Source organism: Arthrobacter sp. NicSoilC5 (assembly GCF_019977395.1).
In the GTDB taxonomy this organism is placed as follows: Bacteria; Actinomycetota; Actinomycetes; order Actinomycetales; family Micrococcaceae; genus Arthrobacter.
This window is the reverse complement of the sequence record NZ_AP024660.1, coordinates 3402229-3420434: the sequence shown is the minus strand read 5'-3', so window position 1 is coordinate 3420434 and position 18206 is coordinate 3402229. Positions and strand designations below refer to the sequence as shown.

The 18206-nt window shown below is 66.9% G+C and carries 18 protein-coding genes; 9 read left to right on the top strand and 9 right to left on the bottom strand.

Annotation, left to right across the window (positions count from 1 at the left end; genetic code table 11):
• Positions 1 to 68 precede the first annotated feature (68 nt).
• Positions 69 to 686: a dienelactone hydrolase family protein gene (locus tag LDO22_RS16040; protein ID WP_224024532.1), complete on the bottom strand. Its 618-nt coding sequence runs from the start codon at positions 684 to 686 to the stop codon at positions 69 to 71.
• A gap of 173 nt (positions 687 to 859) precedes the next feature.
• Here LDO22_RS16040 and LDO22_RS16035 point away from each other — a divergent pair, with 173 nt between their 5' ends.
• The 5 genes from LDO22_RS16035 to LDO22_RS16015 all read left to right on the top strand — a co-directional run bounded on the left by LDO22_RS16035 (position 860) and on the right by LDO22_RS16015 (position 5613).
• Positions 860 to 1117 (top strand): DUF6458 family protein, encoded by a 258-nt coding sequence (locus LDO22_RS16035; protein WP_159633816.1) that lies wholly within the window; start codon positions 860 to 862, stop codon positions 1115 to 1117.
• Positions 1118 to 1383: 266 nt separating this feature from the next.
• Positions 1384 to 2190, top strand: a complete 807-nt coding sequence (locus LDO22_RS16030; protein WP_224024530.1) for a DeoR/GlpR family DNA-binding transcription regulator — start codon at positions 1384 to 1386, stop codon at positions 2188 to 2190.
• Positions 2187 to 3167, top strand: a complete 981-nt coding sequence (locus tag LDO22_RS16025) for a 1-phosphofructokinase family hexose kinase (RefSeq protein WP_224024529.1) — start codon at positions 2187 to 2189, stop codon at positions 3165 to 3167. The genes LDO22_RS16030 and LDO22_RS16025 overlap by 4 nt, the downstream gene beginning before the upstream one ends.
• A 2-nt stretch (positions 3168 to 3169) precedes the next feature.
• Positions 3170 to 5269: a fructose-specific PTS transporter subunit EIIC gene (locus tag LDO22_RS16020; RefSeq protein ID WP_224024527.1), complete on the top strand. Its 2100-nt coding sequence runs from the start codon at positions 3170 to 3172 to the stop codon at positions 5267 to 5269.
• 65 nt (positions 5270 to 5334) lie between these two features.
• Positions 5335 to 5613 (top strand): HPr family phosphocarrier protein, encoded by a 279-nt coding sequence (locus tag LDO22_RS16015; RefSeq protein WP_015935750.1) that lies wholly within the window; start codon positions 5335 to 5337, stop codon positions 5611 to 5613.
• 119 nt (positions 5614 to 5732) lie between these two features.
• Here LDO22_RS16015 and LDO22_RS16010 read toward each other — a convergent pair whose 3' ends face one another.
• The 3 genes from LDO22_RS16010 to LDO22_RS16000 form a co-directional block, all read right to left on the bottom strand.
• Positions 5733 to 6164: an SRPBCC domain-containing protein gene (locus LDO22_RS16010; protein ID WP_224024525.1), complete on the bottom strand. Its 432-nt coding sequence runs from the start codon at positions 6162 to 6164 to the stop codon at positions 5733 to 5735.
• The gene (locus LDO22_RS16005; protein WP_224024523.1) at positions 6161 to 7009 is read right to left on the bottom strand and encodes a class I SAM-dependent methyltransferase; all 849 of its coding nucleotides are present in this window, start codon (positions 7007 to 7009) and stop codon (positions 6161 to 6163) included. Before LDO22_RS16005 ends, LDO22_RS16010 begins: the two co-directional genes overlap by 4 nt.
• A 174-nt stretch (positions 7010 to 7183) precedes the next feature.
• On the bottom strand, positions 7184 to 8341 hold the full coding sequence (locus tag LDO22_RS16000) for a Ku protein (protein WP_224024521.1): 1158 nt from the start codon (positions 8339 to 8341) through the stop codon (positions 7184 to 7186).
• 40 nt (positions 8342 to 8381) lie between these two features.
• On the opposite strand from LDO22_RS16000, the gene LDO22_RS15995 reads away from it, so the two are divergent.
• Positions 8382 to 10886 carry an ATP-dependent DNA ligase gene (locus LDO22_RS15995; protein WP_224024519.1) on the top strand — a complete coding sequence of 835 codons (2505 nt, stop codon included), beginning with the start codon at positions 8382 to 8384 and terminating at the stop codon, positions 10884 to 10886.
• A 163-nt stretch (positions 10887 to 11049) separates the two neighbouring features.
• Here LDO22_RS15995 and LDO22_RS15990 read toward each other — a convergent pair whose 3' ends face one another.
• The gene (locus tag LDO22_RS15990) at positions 11050 to 11307 is read right to left on the bottom strand and encodes a hypothetical protein (protein WP_224024517.1); all 258 of its coding nucleotides are present in this window, start codon (positions 11305 to 11307) and stop codon (positions 11050 to 11052) included.
• A 431-nt stretch (positions 11308 to 11738) separates the two neighbouring features.
• On the opposite strand from LDO22_RS15990, the gene LDO22_RS15985 reads away from it, so the two are divergent.
• Together LDO22_RS15985 and LDO22_RS15980 are read left to right on the top strand one after the other, a co-directional pair.
• On the top strand, positions 11739 to 13328 hold the full coding sequence (locus LDO22_RS15985) for an MFS transporter (protein WP_224024515.1): 1590 nt from the start codon (positions 11739 to 11741) through the stop codon (positions 13326 to 13328).
• Positions 13329 to 13533: 205 nt separating this feature from the next.
• Positions 13534 to 14670 (top strand): FUSC family protein, encoded by a 1137-nt coding sequence (locus LDO22_RS15980; protein WP_224024513.1) that lies wholly within the window; start codon positions 13534 to 13536, stop codon positions 14668 to 14670.
• On the opposite strand, the gene LDO22_RS15975 is transcribed toward LDO22_RS15980, so the two are convergent.
• Positions 14638 to 15411 (bottom strand): SDR family oxidoreductase, encoded by a 774-nt coding sequence (locus LDO22_RS15975; protein ID WP_224024511.1) that lies wholly within the window; start codon positions 15409 to 15411, stop codon positions 14638 to 14640. The genes LDO22_RS15980 and LDO22_RS15975 overlap by 33 nt on opposite strands.
• 190 nt (positions 15412 to 15601) lie before the next feature.
• On the opposite strand from LDO22_RS15975, the gene LDO22_RS15970 reads away from it, so the two are divergent.
• Positions 15602 to 15925 (top strand): hypothetical protein, encoded by a 324-nt coding sequence (locus LDO22_RS15970; RefSeq protein ID WP_224024509.1) that lies wholly within the window; start codon positions 15602 to 15604, stop codon positions 15923 to 15925.
• A 33-nt stretch (positions 15926 to 15958) separates the two neighbouring features.
• On the opposite strand, the gene LDO22_RS15965 is transcribed toward LDO22_RS15970, so the two are convergent.
• From LDO22_RS15965 to LDO22_RS15955, 3 genes are all read right to left on the bottom strand, one after another.
• Positions 15959 to 16288: a GNAT family N-acetyltransferase gene (locus LDO22_RS15965; RefSeq protein WP_159633855.1), complete on the bottom strand. Its 330-nt coding sequence runs from the start codon at positions 16286 to 16288 to the stop codon at positions 15959 to 15961.
• A 15-nt stretch (positions 16289 to 16303) separates the two neighbouring features.
• Positions 16304 to 17623, bottom strand: a complete 1320-nt coding sequence (locus tag LDO22_RS15960) for an acyltransferase (RefSeq protein ID WP_224024507.1) — start codon at positions 17621 to 17623, stop codon at positions 16304 to 16306.
• An 86-nt stretch (positions 17624 to 17709) separates the two neighbouring features.
• Positions 17710 to 18114 (bottom strand): DUF1304 domain-containing protein, encoded by a 405-nt coding sequence (locus tag LDO22_RS15955; protein ID WP_224024505.1) that lies wholly within the window; start codon positions 18112 to 18114, stop codon positions 17710 to 17712.
• Between the last annotated feature and the right edge of the window lie 92 nt (positions 18115 to 18206).

Genomic DNA, 18206 nt, shown 5'->3' with positions numbered 1-18206 from the left:
GAGTGTAAGCGCTTGCAAATTTCGCTGGCAACTGTTTTTTCGTACCCACCGATGGGGCAGCTACACAGTCAGCGCAGCACGTAGTGGCGCAGGAAGGCGCTGACGTCCACCATCTCGGTCTTGGACATCGCATGCCCCATTCCCGGGTAGGTCCGGGCCGTCAGCAGCGTGTTCTTTTCCAGCCACTCCGCGGTGTAGGCAACGGCGTCCTCGTTGATCACCAGGTCCGCCTTGTCCCGGCCCCAAAAAAAGGGCGGCCTGACGTCAAAGGAGTCCGTCACCGAGAGGAGCTCGTTGTTGAGCACAAAGCCGGACAGTCCCACAACGGCCTTGTAGTCATCCGGGTGCAGCCGCAGGAGCGTACTGGCCATGGCCATGCCCTGCGAGTAACCCATCAGGGTGACGCTGCTGTGCTGGTCCCTGACGGAACTGATCCAGGCCCGCACCGAGTTGGCGGCGGAGATGACATCCGCGAAGTCGTTCGCCAGGAAGTAGTCGAGCAGGAACCAGCCCCAGTGGTCCCCGATGGGCATCGGAGCCCGCAGGGCGGCAAACGTGAACTCGGGAGGCAGGTACTCGAAGAGGCGCACCATCCGGGACTCGTCCGTACCGTAACCGTGCATCATCACCAGCAGGGGGGTGCCTGCGCGCTGGTCCTCCGGCTTGGACCACACAACTGTTTCCACTGGTCAAGCCTAACTACGGAAGCACGACGCCCCGCCCGGATCATTGAATCCGCAATCACCGGGAGGTAGCGTGACGCTTGATAGACAGCAGGCTTGGCTTTTGGCAGTGTACGCACCACCCTCCCGTATCGCCCTACCAGCGCCGCGCAGCCCGCGGCCATAAGGAGCAAGTCATGCGAATCGGATCGTCAATCTTCCTCATCGCCCTCGGCGCCATCCTTGCCTGGGCCGTGGCGCCCGGACTCATCCCGTTCGTGGACCAGCAACTGGTGGGCTACATCCTCATGGCGGTAGGCGTAATCGGGCTGATCGCCTCACTCATCCTCGCTTCCCCGGGCCGCAGCCGCCGGGTCAGCGAGTCCCGCTCGGTCATCGATCCCACCACCGGCGAGCGCATCACCCGCCACGAAAGCCGGGACGGCGGCATCTAGCCGGGCCACCACCGGGGACGGGATCCGGGCCACCACCGATGAACCCGAAAAGCCGGGCTGGACCACCACGTGTCCAGCCCGGCTTTTTCGCGCCTGCGCCCGGGCCTGAAAAAGCTCGATCTTGTTTCATGTTGGTTTCCATTGACAAACCAACAGAACCAAAGATAAAGTCAAGTAACTCAACATCAATGTGATGCCAGTCACGCAGGACCGGGAAGACGGCCAGGCGTACAGACTCACAGCAGGACCTACGCAACGGAGGGTATGTGTTCGCCGAAGAGCGCCAGCAGCAGATTGCCGAGCTTGTAGCCGGCAGCGGCCGGGTCAGCGTGACCCTGCTGGCTGAGCGCTTCCGCATCACCACCGAGACGGTGCGCAGGGACCTTGCAGCCCTCGAAAACGCCGGCACGGTCCGCCGTGTCCACGGTGGGGCCGTTGCGGCAGACCGCTTCAGCACCACCGAGGAAAGCGTCACTGAACGGGCCATCCAGCGGCCGGACCAAAAGATCCGGATCGCCGAAGCCGCCCTTGCCCTGATCCCCCGGAACTCGCCCGCCAGCGTCCTGATGGACGGAGGCACCACCACCGAGGTGCTTGCCGACATGCTGGCCCGCCGCGCCGCCGTCGAACCTTCCGACGGAACGGGCCCCCAGCACGAACTGGTGGTCATCACCCACGCAGTACCCATTGCCAGCAAACTCTCCAACGTCCCCGGCGTTGCCCTGCAGATCCTGGGCGGCCGGGTTCGCGGCCTCACCCAGGTGGCCGTGGGGCAGGCAACGGTGAACGCTGCCGCCCGGATCCGCCCTGACATCGCGTTCATCGGAACCAACGGCATCCACGCCACCTTTGGCGTCAGTACTCCCGATCCTGAAGAAGCCGCCGTCAAGGCAGCCTTCGTCCAGTCGGCACGCCGCATTGTGGTGCTGGCCGACTCCTCCAAGCTGGACACGGAAACCCTGGTCCAGTTCGCCTCCCTGAAAGATCTGGACACCTTGATCACAGACAGTGAACCCGGACCTGAACTCGCAGCCGCCCTGGAAGAGGCCGGCGTTGATGTGGTGGTCGCATGATCGTCACCTTCACGGCCAACCCCAGCCTTGACCGGACCGTCGCCCTTCCCGGCCCGTTGGAGCGTGGCGAGGTACAGCGCGCCGTCTCCGTCCGCCAGGAATCCGGCGGCAAGGGCGTCAACGTCTCCCGCGCCCTGGTCGCCTCGGGACTGGAGTCCCTTGCCGTCCTCCCCGGCGCGGACAGCGATCCCGTCCTGGCCGGGCTGCGCGAGCACGCAGTGCCCTTCGTTTCGCTTCCCATCGACGAGCCGCTGCGCACCAACGTGGCGCTCACCGAACCCGGCGGCGTGACCACCAAGATCAACGAACCGGGCCCCGCACTGGATGAGAACCAGCAGGAAGCCCTCATCAAGCTGCTGGTCGAAAGCTCGCGCGGCGCCACCTGGGTGGTCCTGGCCGGCTCTCTGCCGCCGGGATTCCCCTCTGACTTCTACGCAACGGCAGCCCGCCGCCTGCGTTCTTCCGCCGACGGCACCGCCCCGCGGATCGCCGTCGACTCGTCCGGCCTGCCACTCGCGGCTGCCCTCACCGGCGGCCCGGAAGGCATGCCCGACCTCCTGAAGCCCAACGCCGAGGAACTGGCGGAGCTGGCCGCAGCTGCCGGTTTCCCCCCGGCATCCGGTGACGAACTGGAAGCGGATCCGGCTGCTGCCGCTGCCGCCGCAGCCGCCGTCGTCCGCACCGGCGTGGGTGCTGTGCTGGCAACTCTCGGTTCCAAGGGAGCTGTCCTCGTTACGGCCGACGGCGCGTGGCTGGCCACGCACCCGCCGGTCGCCGCGGTCAGCACGGTGGGTGCGGGCGACTCCGCACTTGCCGGCTACCTGCTTGCCCATGGCCGGGGCGCCGCCCCTGCCGACTGCCTTCGTCAGGCGGTGGCCCACGGTGCCGCCGCTGCCTCGCTGCCGGGTTCCACCGTTCCGGCAGTAAACCAAACCACCCCGGATGCCGTAACCATCACGGCCCTTCGAAAGGATTGACAGTGACCCAGCTCATCACCACGGACCTGGTCGAGCTCGACCAGAACCTGGGCAACGCCCCCGAGACGGTGATCCGGCATCTGGCAAGCAAGGTAGCTGCCACCGGACGCGCATCAGAAGTTGAAGGACTCTTCGCGGACGCCTTCGCCCGCGAGCAGAAGACCGCCACGGGAATCCCCGGCGGCATCGCCATCCCGCACTGCCGCTCCGCCGCCGTCACCGTGCCCACCCTGGCCATGGCCCGCCTGAACCCCAAGGTGGACTTCGGCGCCAAGGACGGCCCCGCTGACCTGGTGTTCTTCATCGCCGCTCCGGACGGAGCGGACCAGGAGCACCTGAAGCTGCTCTCCAAGCTGGCCCGGTCGCTCATCAAAAAGGACTTCACCGCGGCACTCCGCAACGCCTCCTCCGAGGCGGAGATCGTGGAACTCGTGGACGGCGCCCTGGCGGACAAGCCCGCAGCCCACGCCGCAGCTCCGGCCGACGCAGTTCCGGTCGGCGCCGGAGTCGGCGCAGCCGGAGCAGCCGGTGCCAGTGCCGTGGGTGCCCCTGCAGGGGCTTCCACCGGTTCCGCCGCCCGCGGACCCAAGCGCCTGGTAGCCGTCACCGCGTGCCCCACCGGCATCGCCCACACCTACATGGCGGCCGACTCCCTCGTGGCAGCTGCCAAGGAAGTGGGCGTAGACCTGCAGGTGGAAACCCAGGGTTCCTCCGGCGCCAAGGCACTGGACCCCGCGGTCATCGCGGCCGCGGACGCCGTGATCTTCGCCGTGGACGTTGACGTGCGCGGCAAGGAACGCTTTGCCGGCAAGCCCGTCATCAACGCCCCGGTCAAGCGCGGCATCGACGAGCCGGACAAGATGGTCCAGGAAGCACTCGCGGCCGCCGACAACCCCCACGCCCGCCGCGTCCCGCACTTCGGCGCGGAGGAGCAGGCCGAGCACGAGGCTGAGGAAAAGGGCGAGCACATCGGCCAGAAGCTCAAGAAGGCCCTGCTCACCGGTGTCAGCTACATGATTCCGTTCGTGGCCGGCGGCGGCCTGCTGATCGCCCTCGGCTTCCTCATGGGCGGCTACCTGATCACCAAGTACGCGGACACGATCGTGGTCCAGAACAGCCTGTTCAACCTGCCCACCGAATTCCCCGAAAACGCCTGGGGTCCGCTGGGCGCCTACCTCGGCGCGGTCCTGTTCAAGATCGGCGCTTTGTCGCTCGGGTTCCTGGTTCCGGCACTGGCGGGCTACATCGCCTACGCCATCGCCGACCGTCCGGGCATCGCGCCGGGCTTCGTCGCCGGTGCAGTTGCCGGGTTCATGGGTGCCGGCTTCCTGGGCGGCATCGTTGGCGGCCTGCTGGCCGGCTACATCGCCCACGTGGTGGGGCGCCTGCAGGTGGCTCGCTGGCTGCGCGGCCTGATGCCCGTGGTGATCATCCCGCTGCTGGCCTCGCTGGTGGCTTCGGGCCTGATGTTCGTGATCCTGGGCGGCCCCATCGTCGCCATCACCAACGGCCTGAACTCCTGGCTGTCCGGCCTCACCGGTGCCGGTGCCATCGCCTTGGGCGTGATCCTGGGCCTGATGATGTGCTTCGACCTCGGCGGCCCGGTCAACAAGGTTGCCTACTCCTTCGCCGTCGCCGGCCTTGGTGCCGCCACCATCGACAACCAGGCTCCGTGGCAGATCATGGCCGCCGTCATGGCGTCCGGCATGGTTCCGCCGCTGGCCATGGCCCTGGCCTCCACCGTCCTGAACAAGAAGCTTTTCAGCCTGGCGGAGCAGGAAAACGGCAAGGCAGCATGGCTGCTGGGTGCGTCCTTCATCTCCGAAGGTGCCATCCCGTTCGCCGCGGCCGATCCGCTGCGCGTTATCCCCGCCAGCATGCTGGGCGGTGCGGTGACCGGTGCCATCTCGATGGCTGCGGGCGTCGGATCCAAGGCACCCCACGGCGGAATCTTCGTCTTCTTCGCCATCGACAACTTCCTGATGTTCGTTGTTTCGATCATCGTCGGCGTGGTGGTTACCGCCCTGTCGGTCATCGCCCTCAAGCGCTGGGCAGTCAAGAAGACCGTTGATACGGTTGAACCGGTTCCCGTAACCGTCTGAGCCGGTTTAGCCACAGACCTTCCCGGCGCTGAACCATCAGCACGCCGAAAGACAAAGGAGCAAAAATGCCAGAACGCACCGCAACAGTCGCCAGCCGCGTGGGCCTGCACGCCCGCCCCGCCGCTATCTTTGCCGAGGCAGCCGGAGAGTTCGACCTGGACATCACCATCGCCCGTGAAGGCGAGCCGGCAGACGAGGCCATGGATGCCGCCAGCATCCTGTCCCTCATGAGCCTGGGCGCCTCACACGGCGACGTGGTGGTCCTCCGCGCCGAAGGTGCCGGCGCAGACGATGCGCTGGAGCGCCTGGTGCAGATCCTCGAAACGGATCACGACGCCGAGTAGCAGCTGCGCTGCCCCAGGCAGCACAACGCCGGCGGCCGCCGTCGGGCTTTCCTCCGAAAGGGAAACGTCCGACGGCGGCCGCCTGGTTTTAACCCCCAGCCCACCCGGGCGGGGAGCAGTCAGCCGCGCTCGGCGAGCGCCTTGACGTCCGCCACGAGCTTGTCCCACATGCCTTTGGAGTGCGCTGCAGCTTCCTCGCTGGGGTTGTTGTCCTGCGACAGCGAAAGCTTCGTGGCGCCGTCCTGGTCCTCCAGCGTCCATTCGAGCGTGTGGTAGTTCTCCGGCTTGTCCTCTTGGCCGGACAACGGGCTGAAGTGGGTGTACACCAGTTTCCGGCCTGGTTCGACCTCGAGGATCCGGCCCTTGTCCTGGAAGGGCTTTCCCTCCCACTCCCCCTGCCACGTAATGGGGCTGCCGACCCTCCAGTCGGTCTGCAGGGTTGCCCCGAACATGAACTCCTTCACGGCGGCGGGGTCGGTAATCACCTCCCACACGCGTTCCGGCCCGGCGTCGATCATGGTGACGGACGTTGCTACATGGTTTTCGGTCATGCTGCAGCCTTTCTTGCCGTGAAGAGCAGGTACTCCCACTCCATCTGGAACGGGGAATCGCCGTGCGCATCACCGAAGGAATCGGCAAGGTCGGTCAGGGCCTTGTCCAAGGCCTTGACCTTTTCCTGGTCCTCGCCCAGGAATTTGTAGACGGCGATGATGGGGCCGTAGTGGGACTTGAAATACCTGACGAAGTCCGCGGGCTGGTGGAAGCTCCTGACGGCCAGGTTCTGCTTGCGGGTGTGAACGTCGGTGATCCGGTCCCCCAGCAGTTCGCGGACATGCTCCTCGCTCCCCCAGAGCGGGGCCGGCTGCGCGCCGGGCGGGGGCGGCGGGGCAAACGGCTTCAGGGCGGCCAGCATCTGCCCGACGAATCCTTCCGGCGTCCAGCTGAGCAGCCCGACGGAGCCGCCCGGCTTGCAGACCCGGAGCAGCTCGTCCGCGGCCGCCTGGTGGTGCGGGGCGAACATCACCCCGATGCAGGACATCACTGCGTCGAACTCCGCATCGCCGAACGGCAGGGCTTCCGCGTCGCCCTCCTGCCACTCCAGGCTGACGCCACGGTTGGCTGCCTCTTTGCGCCCTGCCTCAAAAAGTTCAGGAGTAAGGTCGCTGGCCACCACCTTGGCACCCATCATGGCCGCGGGAATGGCCGCGTTGCCGGTTCCGGCCGCAACGTCCAGGACCCGTTGGCGTGACCTGATGCCGCAGGCCTCCACCAGGACGGCGCCCAGTTCCAGGAGCATCTCGTCCGCGAGGGCGGGGTAATCCCCTGACGCCCACATGGCCCGGTGCTTTCTCTTCAGCTCCCGGTCCGCCTCCACTGCATCGGTCTGCTGGCTCATGTCCGTGCCCCTCTACGTGTCAGGTCCACATGGGTGACAGCACGCTGTTGGCACAGCGGAGGCTGCGATGCGACTCATTGTGGGCGCGTTGGAGGCCGCTGTAAAGACAGGGTTTCCCGAAAGCGCGCCGGACCGGCCGGCCAGGCCCTTCCGGAGTGCCGTCCCAAATGCCGGTCAGGCCGGCTTGCGCGCCCTGGTGGTCTTGGCAGCCGGCTTTGCCGCGGCCTTTGCGCCGGACGCCTTGGTGTCCGCCGAGCCTGCGCCGGAGGACTTGGACGCGGTTGTTTTAGCTGCAGCGGACTTGGCTGCAGTGGATTTGGCTGTCGTCGACTTGGACGCCGTGGACTTGGCGGAAGCCGGTGTGGACTTCGCTGATGACCTGGCGGCCGGTTTGGCATCGTCCGTGCCGGTCTTCGCTGCCGCGGTCCTGGACGCGGCCGCCTTGGTGCCGGAGGTCCGGCGTGCCGGTTTGGCGGTTTCGGTGTCCTCGTCCCCTGCGTCCGCTTCGTCGTCGGATTCCCCGCCAGCGGAGGCGGCTTCCCCGCCGCCGCGCTTCCGGTCCAGGCTCCGTTTGAGGGCCTCCATGAGGTCGATGACCTCGCCCTTGCCGCCCTCGCCGGCTTCCACGCCAAAGGTTTCCTCCGTGTCCAGCGATTCGCCCTGTTCCAGCTTGGCGTCGATCAGCTGGCGGAGCTGCACCTGGTACTCGTCGGTGAAGGAGTCTGGTTCGAAGTCGGCGGCCATGGATTCCACCAGCGCCGCTGACATGTCACGTTCCTGGGCGGAGATCCTGATGTCCGCCTCCAGGGACGGGAAGCTCGCCTCGCGCACCTCGTCGGGCCAGAGCAGGGACTGCAGCACCAGGACGTCGTCCTTGATCCGCAGGGCACCCAGCCGGGTCTTCTCGCGCAGTGCGAACTGGACGATGGCCACCCGGTCCGTGTCCTCCAGCGCGCGGCGCAGCAGAACGTAGGCCTTGGGCGACTTGGAATCCGGCTCAAGGTAATAGCTCTTCTCGAACATCATGGGTTCGAGCTGCTCCGACGGCACGAACTGCACCACTTCGATCTCGTGGCTGTTCTCGGCGGGAATGGACTTGAGCTCATCCTTGGACAGCACCACCGTGCGGCCATCCTCCTCGAAGGCCTTCTCGATGTCCGAGTAGTCCACCACCTCGCTGCAGACCTCGCACCGGCGCTGGTAGCGGATCCTGCCGCCATCGGCATTGTGAACCTGGTGCAGACTGATGTCATGATCCTCAGTGGCGCTGTAGACCTTCACGGGCACGTTGACCAGGCCGAACGCGATGGCACCTTTCCAGATGGCTCTCATTCATACAGTCAACATCAGAGCGGGCCGGAGGTGAAGCCCCATGGCAGGTAGCCGGGAACGTGTCCGGGTGGCGGGGCGCGAACTGACACTGACCAACCTGGACAAGATCATCTACCCGGAGACCGGCACCACCAAGGCGGATGTGCTGGCTTACTACGCCGCAGTGGCGCACGTCCTGATACCGGCGGCCGCCAACCGCCCGGCCACGCGGAAGCGGTGGGTCAACGGGGTGGGCACCGCGGACAAACCGGGAGAGGTGTTTTTCCAGAAGGACCTGGAGGACTCAGCCCCCGGCTGGCTGCCCCGGGCCGCGATCACCCACAAGGACCGGACCATCCACTACCCCCTGGTCAACGACGCCGCCACGCTGGCCTGGTTCGGCCAGATCAACTCCCTCGAAATCCACGTGCCGCAGTGGCGGGTGGATTCGCACGGCCACCAGCTCAATCCGGACCGGCTGGTGCTGGACCTGGACCCGGGCGACGGTGCCGGGCTGCCGGAATGCCGGGAGGTGGCCCTCCTGGCCCGGACCATCCTGCAGGACGTGGGCCTGGACCCGGTCCCGGTGACCAGCGGCAGCAAGGGCATCCACCTGTACGCGTCGCTGGACGGCAGCCAGACCTCGGAACAGATCTCCGCTTTCGCCCGTGAACTGGCCCGGGCACTCGAGGCCGACCACCCGGACCTTGCCGTCAGCGACATGAAGAAATCCCTGCGCACGGGCAAGGTGCTGGTGGACTGGAGCCAGAACAACGCGGCAAAAACCACGGTGGTCCCCTACTCGCTGCGCGGCAGGCCCACGCCCATGGTGGCCGCCCCGCGGACATGGCGGGAAATCCAGTCTCCCACGCTGAAGCACCTGGACTACCAGGAGGTGCTGCGCCGGGTGCGGGACGGCAAGGACCCGTTCGCCGCCGTCGTCAACGCCGCGGCAGGCGCGGCGGCGGGTGGGACAACCGACAGCCCGGACCAGGGGGACGCACACCACGACGCCGACGCCCGGCTGGGCAGGTACCGTTCCATGCGCGACCCCAAGGCGACCCCCGAACCGTTCGCTGGCATCCCGGCCGGCGGCAACAGTTTTGTCATCCAGGAGCACCACGCCAGCCGCCTGCACTGGGACCTGCGGCTGGAACACGAGGGGGTCCTGGCGTCATGGGCCCTGCCCAAGGGCGTCCCGGAATCCGGTGGCAGGAACCATCTGGCAGTCCAGACCGAGGACCATCCCATGGACTACCTCACCTTCCACGGCACCATCCCCAAGGGGCAGTACGGCGCGGGCGAGATGACGATTTGGGACACCGGCACCTACGAACTGCACAAGTGGATCAACGGCAAGGAAGTCATTGTCACCCTGACGGGCTCGGAAAGCGGCGGCCTGGGCGGCAGCAGGAAGGTGGCCCTCATCCACACCGGACGCGGGCAAGGCAAGGACGCCGAAAACCAATGGCTCATCCACCTGATGGACCAGGAGCAGCAAGGCGGACGACGACGGCAGCCGGCCCGGGCAGTGCCGGAACCTTCGCAGGACGCCGGCGGCGAAGAGGCGTCCGAGGCTCCCGCAGCAACGCACAGCGCTCCCGCCGACCCGCTGGAGTACGCGCCCATGATGGCAACCTCAGGAAGCACCGCCGACCTGCACGGCAGCACGTGGCAGTACGAGCTCAAGTGGGACGGCGTCCGGGCGCTGCTGGTGGCGGACAGCGAAAAGGTCCGGATCTTCTCCCGCAACGGCAATGATGTCACCAAGACCTACCCCGAGTTCACGGACCGGGCCTGCTGGCCGGAGCAGCCGTTCGTGGCGGATGGTGAGATCATCGCCGTCGGGCCCGGTGGAAGGCCTGACTTTGGCCTGCTGCAGGGGCGGATGAAACTCACCCGGGCCGCCGACGTCGCCAAAGCCCGCACCTCGATCCCGGTCCAGCTGATGCTGTTCGACCTGCTCTTCGACGACGGCAAGGACCTCCGGCGCCTGCCGCTCAGCACACGGCGGCAGCGGCTGGAGGAATTCTTCCGTCCCTCCGGCTGCCCGGTGGACCTGTCCATGGTGCTTGAGGAATCCGTGGACCTCCTCCTCGACAGCGCCCGGGAGCTCGGCCTTGAAGGCGTGATGGCCAAGAGGACCGACAGCCGCTACGTGAGCGGGCAGCGGACCAGGACCTGGATCAAACTCAAGACGGAGCAGACGCAGGAAGTGGTGGTGGGCGGCTGGCGGCCGGGGAAGGGCGGGCGGCAGGACACCGTGGGATCGCTGCTGGTGGGCATTCCCGACGGCGGCAAGCTGCAGTACGTGGGCCGGGTCGGGTCCGGTTTCAGCAGCCGGGAGCTCACGGAACTCCGCCAGACGGTGGAACGCCTGGGCCGGAAGACCTCACCCTTCCACGACGTCCCCCGGCCGGATTCCGCCGACGCCCACTGGGTGTCACCGGAGCTTGTAGGCGAGGTGACCTACAGCGAGTGGACGGGGCCGGGCAGGCTCAGGCATCCACGGTGGCGGGGCTGGCGCCTGGACAAGGACCCGTCGGACGTGGTCCGCGAAGGGTGAGCCCGGCGCGATGACTCCTGGCGGGGCGCACGCTTGTCGGCGCGCTTGCGGGTCCGCGGCGCGCAAATTACCTGGCGTCCCCCATATGTCGGGGGCGCCAGGTAACTTCCGTGTCGATGTGGACAGCGCGCGTCGCCATGCTGGATCCGCGCGCTGCAGGCAGCTATGAGGAGTGCGGCATCTGCGGCCGGCCGGTGCGGTGGACCGCCACCACGGCGGCCTCGTGCCCCATCCGGCCGTGGCCGGCGCCGCGGTCCTTCGGGTGCCTGCGCTTTCCCATGCCGTCCGGCCACCCGCCCTGCCCTGCCAGCGGAACGGCACCCGTTGCCGCGGGGCCGGGCGTAACAGGCGCATCCATGGCTGCGGCAAGGTGGTCTGCCACCTCAGGCCTGATGTGGAACTGGTTGGATTCTTCACCCATGTGGTTCTTCCCTTCTTTCCTTCGTTCTTCCTTGAAACGAATGCCGACGAAAGCGTCCGGGCGCGCGGACTACTGCCCGGAAAGAAGTGTGTTCATCGCTCTACCATAGGCACGTCCGCGGCTGCTGGGAACCCCTCCGGGGACCGTGGCAGCGGTCACTTTTTGCGGCCGGTTTCCCGCGGGAGCGGGCTTGAAACGGAGCAACTTGGAAAAATTTTGGTAACGGCGCCGTTCATCAGCCTGCTTCCCAGTGATCACGCGGGAAAAGCCGGGGGAAAAATTTCCGGAACCGGCCCCATATCGGGCCCAAAAGGGAGCATGCTACGCCATCAAACTGCCCGGACGCTAGAGGAATCCCGTAAAATTGAAGGCCTGCCCGGAGCGGGGCAGCTACAAGTCGCAAGCAAATGACCTCCACAGGAGTTGCCCAAATGCCCACAGACCGAAGCATGACCGACTCTTCAGCAGGCGCCAGGAGCGCCCGCGGAACCGACCCTGCAGCCCCCACGGCTGCCAAGAAGCCCAGGCTGCTGCCACGCCGCCGGCTCAAGGAATCCGATGTCAACGTGGTGGACCAGCCCATGCTCAAAAAAGCACTGGGCGGCACGATCGTTGGCAACACCATGGAGTGGTACGACGTAGGCGTTTTCGGCTACCTCATCACCACCATGGGCCCGGTGTTCCTCCCTGAATCCGATCCCACCACCCAAACGCTGTTCCTGCTGGGAACCTTTGCCGCCACCTTCATCGCCCGTCCTCTGGGCGGCGTGATCTTCGGCTGGCTGGGCGACAAGATGGGCCGCCAGAAGATCCTGGCCACCACGCTGATGATCATGGCGGCCAGCACGTTCGCCGTCGGCCTCCTGCCCGGATACGCCCAGATCGGCCTCTGGGCTGCAGCGCTCCTGGTGCTTCTCAAGGTCATCCAGGGCTTCTCCACCGGCGGCGAGTACGCCGGCGCCACCACGTTCGTCAGCGAGTACGCCGCTGACAAGCGCCGCGGCTTCTTCGCCAGCTTCCTGGACCTGGGCAGCTACCTCGGCTTCGCCATCGGCGCTGCCTTGGTCTCTGTCCTGCAGCTGACCCTGGGCCAGGGCACCATGGAGGACTGGGGCTGGCGCATCCCGTTCCTGGTTGCCGGGCCGCTGGGCCTGATCGCCGTGTACTTCCGGAGCAAGATCGAGGAATCGCCGCAGTTCCAGGCCACCCTTGACGCCCAGGAAGAAAACGCCAAGAACGCCTCCGCCGGGGACACCGCCACGGCCAAGGGACCCGTCGGTATCGTCAAGGCCTACTGGCGCCCCATCATTGTGGCCATGGTTGTTGTGGCCGCTGCCAACACTGCCGGCTACGCGCTGACGTCCTACATGCCCACGTACCTGACCGAGTCCAAGGGCTACGACGAGGTGCACGGCACGCTGCTGACGATTCCCGTCCTGGTGGTCATGAGCCTCTGCATCCCGCTGACCGGCAAGCTCTCCGACCGGATTGGCCGCCGTCCTGTGCTCTGGATCGGCGCTGTCAGTACTATCGTCCTGGCCATCCCGGCCTTCATGCTGATTGGCATTGGGCAGATCTGGTCCACCCTCGCCGGCCTGGCCCTGATCGCTTTCCCCGTGACCTTCTACGTGGCCAACCTGGCTTCGGCACTCCCGGCCCAGTTCCCCACCTCCAGCCGGTACGGAGCGATGGGCATTGCCTACAACTTCGCCGTAGCCATCTTCGGCGGGACCACGCCGTTCATCGTGGCCGCGCTGATCGGGGCCACCGGCAACGACATGATGCCGGCGTACTACCTGATGGCCACCTCCCTGGTGGGCGCCGTGGCCATCTACTTCCTGAAGGAATCCGCCAACCGGCCGCTCCCGGGATCGATGCCCAGCGTTGACACCCAGGCAGAGGCCAAGGAACTGGTGGCGACCCAGGACGAGAACCCGCTGATCAACCTGGACGAACTGCCGTTCGACACCGAGGACGGCACCGACACCCACGCACAGCGCGGGGTTCCGGCCGGGGCATAGGCCCAGCCTCCCGGGCACTCTTGTAGCCCACGCTCACAGGCCCGTCCCGCGTGCTTCCTTGGGGGAAGCACGCTGGGCGGGCCTTTGCGTGCTTGCCCGATGTCCTCCCGTGACTGCCGGCATGTGGCTCTGCATGGGGCGCGGTGATACGGTCGCAAGGGCCCTCGGGCTGCAGTAGATCTATAGAAACAGGACAGGTCGGGACATGAAGCGCGTTGTGGAGCAGGTACGCGCGCTCCACCGGTTGGAACCTGCCAACGGCGACCACCTTGCCGCGCTCCGCGTGGCCCTCAGCGTGGCGGTACCGTCGCTGCTCCTGCTGGCCGCCGGCCGTACCGACCTCATCATCTACGCCGTGTTCGGCGCGCTCACCGGCATGTACGGCCGCTCGGAACCGCACCAGCTCCGGCTCCGCCACCAGGGCCAGGGCGCCCTTGTGCTGCTCACCGGCGTGGTGGTGGGAGTAACGCTCTCCATCAACCACATCCACTCTTGGGGGCTCGTGGCAGTGGAAGCGACCCTGGCCGGAGTGGGGTCGGTATACGCGGACAGGGTACGGCTGAAACCCAACGGGCCCTTCTTTGGAATCCTCGCCCTGGGCGCCTGCGCTTCCGTTCCCACCGCAGTCCCCTGGTACACCGCCATGCTCATCGCGGTGGCGTCGTCGGTATTCTCCATCCTGATTGGCTTCAGCGGCTGGGTTCGGCGGCGGTCCTGGGAGCCAGGAGCCACCCGGAGCGTCCCGCGCCGTTCGGCGGCGGGGCGCCGGGAGTTGTCAGTCCACGCCGCCCGGTACGTCCTGGCGGTGGGTGCCGCCGGGACCGTGGGCGTCATCAGCGGCAGCGGCCACCCGCACTGGGCCATGGCCGCGGCCGCCGTACCCCTTGCCGGAGCAGACCTGCCCAGCAGCGTCCGGCGGGGCGTCCACCGCATCGTCGGGACGTTCCTGGGACTGGCGGTCACCGCCGTCGTCATCATCCCGGGACCCTGGACCCTGGCGGCGCTGTACCCGGCGCTTCAGGAGCCGGTACACCGGGCGGTGGTGCTGGCGCTGCTGGTGATCCTCTTCCAGTTCGCCACGGAACTGTTCATGACCAGGCACTATGGCCTGGCCATGGTCTGGTTCACCCCGGTCATCCTGCTGATAACCCAGCTGGCCTCCCCCACCGAACCCCGGGTCCTGATCCTTGAGCGGGCCGTGGAGACGCTGGTGGGCGCGCTGCTGGGGATCCTGGTGGTGCTGGCCGTCCGCAGGTCCGGTGCCCGGCCGCGGAAGGCCCTTCCCGGGCTGCCGGCCAGGCGCCCCGGCCTACTTCGGCTTCCGCGCCGGCCCGGCCATTAGCCGCGCCGGCGCCACCTTGGCCACGGCGGCAACCACTTTGTACCTCTTGGAGGGGATGGACACCGCCTTGCCGCGTTCATTGTCCGCCAGGCCTTCCCTGACCACCCGCTCCGCGCGCAGCCACGTCCAGGACGGGGCCACCGACTTGTCCATCCCCATCCGGTCGTGGAACTCCGTATGGGTGAAGCCCGGGCAGACGGCTGTGACCTTGATGCCCCGCTTGCGATAGGCCAGGTTTGCCCACCGGCTGAAGCTCACCAGCCACGCCTTCGCCGCCGAGTAAGTGCCGCGCGGCAGGAACGCAGCCACGCTGGCCACATTGATGATCCGGCCCTCCCCGCGCTCCAGCATCCCCCTGAGTGCCGCATGGGTGAGCACCATGGACGTTTCCGCGTGCAGCTTCAGGTGGCGCCTCTCCTCCGCTGCGTGGTTGTCCTCAAAGTTGTGCAGCAGGCCGATCCCGGCGTTGTTCACCAGGATCCCCACCGGCCGCGTGGCGTCCTCAAGGCGTTCGACGACGGCCGCGACGTCGTCGTCCTGCGTCAGGTCGGCGGGCAGCACCTCAGCCGTGACGCCGTACCGCCGCCGGAAGTCTTCCGCTGTTTCTGCGAGCCGGGACGCGTTGCGCGCCACCAGGACCAGGTCATGCCCCTGGGCGGCGAGCTGCTCGGCAAATTCGTGGCCCAGGCCGGCGCTGGCGCCAGTAACAAGTGCTGTGGTTCGGTTGCTGGTTGGCGTCATGATGCAAGCCTAGCCAGAGACGGCTGTGTGGGCTGTTGTGGCTGCTGGCTGAGGGGCCGATTCCCAGCCGTAACTTGTGCAACAAATAGTAAGCATGCTTTGCTTACGGTGATAGATGAACCTCCGCAAGCAGTTCGCGGCGGGGCTGCCAATGCCGGCGGTTCCGTGAAGAAGCCCAAGGAAGAACATAATGACCACCGCAATGGAACACCAGCTGACGGCGTTTGGGGCGCGCACCGAGGCAGCTGGGCAGCTCTTGTCCACAACCGTACCCGTGGACGCAGGTTTGCTGATGACCCTGAATTCGCGCACGCACTGCCGCACGCCAATGCAGCGCGTCGACCATGATGAGCTTCCGGTCCGGCAGCCCGTCTATGTTGACGGGGACACCGTAGTTTCACTGCGTCCCGGGTCCGTCCCGGACAGCATCGTCACTTACCGCTGCGCCTGCGGCTTCACCATCGATGATCCGGGCACCGCCATGGCGGTCACCGGCCAGGCGCTGGCCAGCTGAACCGCCGCCGGCACTAATGCCGGCGGCCCGGGATCAGCGTTCCGGCCAATCGACGAATTGTTCGTAGCCTTCGTGCTTTCGCAGGTAGCTGGAAATGAACGGGCAGTGCGGAATGATCCGCTTGCCGGTGGCCACCACGTCATCCAGGGCAAAGTGTGCAAGGACCTTGCCCAGGCCTTGTCCCTCGAAATCCTCGCCGGTCTCGGTGTGGGTGAAATCGATGTGCCCGGGAAGATCGTGGAAAAAGGCCTGGACAGCCAGCCTGCCGTCCACCAGGAGTTCGTACCGGTGCTGTGCGTCATTGCGCCGCAGCGAGACATTTGCGGTGAACTTGTCCTCAGCGGACGTGGTGTTCTCGGTCATGGTTCGACACTGGCACTACTTCAGTCCGCTGGCAATGGTCCTTCGGCCATGGCGGCGCCGGTATGGTTGCCGGCGCCGCAGCGGAAAACCGCCCAGCAAAACGATCGCCACCGAGAAACACACCGTGCCGGCGGCCAGCAGTCCCAGTGACAGTCCGCTGAGCGCGGCGTCCGCCACGGGGATGAAGACCACGACGACGGCGGCCCCCGCCGTGGCGGGCCGGCAGCGCAGGGTGACGGCCGTCGTCGTCCGTTCCTCCAGATGGCCAAACGCGGCGGCCACCGGCAGGAGCAGGATGAGCAGCGCCAGGACCACCAGGGGCCGCGACCACCACCATGCAGCGGTGCCGGCGCCGGGCTTGGGGATCGGCGCCAGGAGCAGCAGCCCGGACATGCCCACCAGCAGCGGCAGGTGCCACAGGTACACGGTAAGGGATCTGCCGCCAACCAGCACCAGCAGCCGGCCGATCCAGCCCACCCCGGCCAGCGGCGCCAGGACCGGACGCGCCAGTTCCATCGTGGCCAGCTGCGGGACGGCCAGGATCACCAGGGTCAGGTTGGGCGGGTTGAGGTTCACCAACATGTTTCCGCGGTACAGCCCCAGCCCGGTCACGAGTCCCAGCAGCAGGTGTCCGGCCACGGCAATGCCCAGCAGCTCGGAACGGGACAGACGGGAAAAGTGGCCGTCGGCGGCCAGGAAACCCAGTTGCTGGACCGCGCACCACACGAACACCAGGTTGGCGTTGGCGAGGTCCGGCAGGACGCCCCGCAGGCAGTCCACGGCAACCACGAGCCCGGTGAGCAGGCAGAAGCCAAGCCAGGGCGCCCGCGCATGCAGTGCCGCCAGGGCCGGGATGTTCAGCTGCGCCGCGAGGTAGGCGGCCAGGAACCACAGGGGCATGCCCGCCCCGGCTGCCATGAGCTGGACCGCCTGCCGGTCCACGCCGAGCGCCGCCGCCACGGACAAACCCACCACCATCGTTGCCAGCAAAGGGGTGGCCGGGCGGAGGAGGCGCAGGAGCCGGGCGCGGATGAACTGGGCCGCGGTGCCTCCGCTTGCCTTGAGCCGGCGCCAGGACTGCAGTCCGGTCACGCCGCCGGTGACGAAGAACAGGGGCATGACCATGAAGATCCAGATGATGGGCTCGAACCAGTCCTGCTGGGCCAGGGTGTTCTCGGTGGTCACGGTTCCGTCCGGGTGCAGGACCGGGCTGACCATCATGGAGTGCCCCACCACCACCAGCGCCAGGCAGATGAACCGGACAAGGTCGATGGCCGGATCACGGTCCACCGTGTCCGCCCCGGTTCCTGTCCCCCGCCCCACGGTGCTGCGCATGGGACCTACAACGGCTCGACGCTGCCCACGGCACTATTGTGCCCCCGTTGCCTGCGCGGGTTTAAGGACTTACGCCCCTTCTGCCCCTATTGCAGCACTGCAAGCAGTCCGAGCACGACGGCGAGCAGCGGCGTGGTGCCCTGGGTTGCCGCGGCGCGGAGGTACTTGCGTCCGGTGAACGCCAGGACGGCGGCCGCCAGCAGCATGGAACCGCAGCAGCTGAAGATCAGGGTCCAGCCTGCCACGTCCTGCACGGATCCCGACCCGCCAAGCGCCACGAGCCCCACTCCAATGAACGCTCCGACGGCCAGGAACAGGTTGTAGAAGCCCTGGTTGTACGCAAGGGATTTGGTGGTCTCAGCGTCCTGTTGGGAGGCAACCCCAAAGCGCTTCCAGGTGGCGGGCCGGGTCCAGGTGAGCGACTCCATGGTGAAGATGAAGACGTGCAGTGCGGCGGCAAGGAAGGCAAAGAGAAGGGAGGCCAGGATCATTGCTTGAGCCTAGCCTCCCGACGAGACCTTCCGCCCGCCTGGCAGGCGGGATGAAAGCGAAAGGAGGAGGCCAGGACCGGCTGCTTGATCCT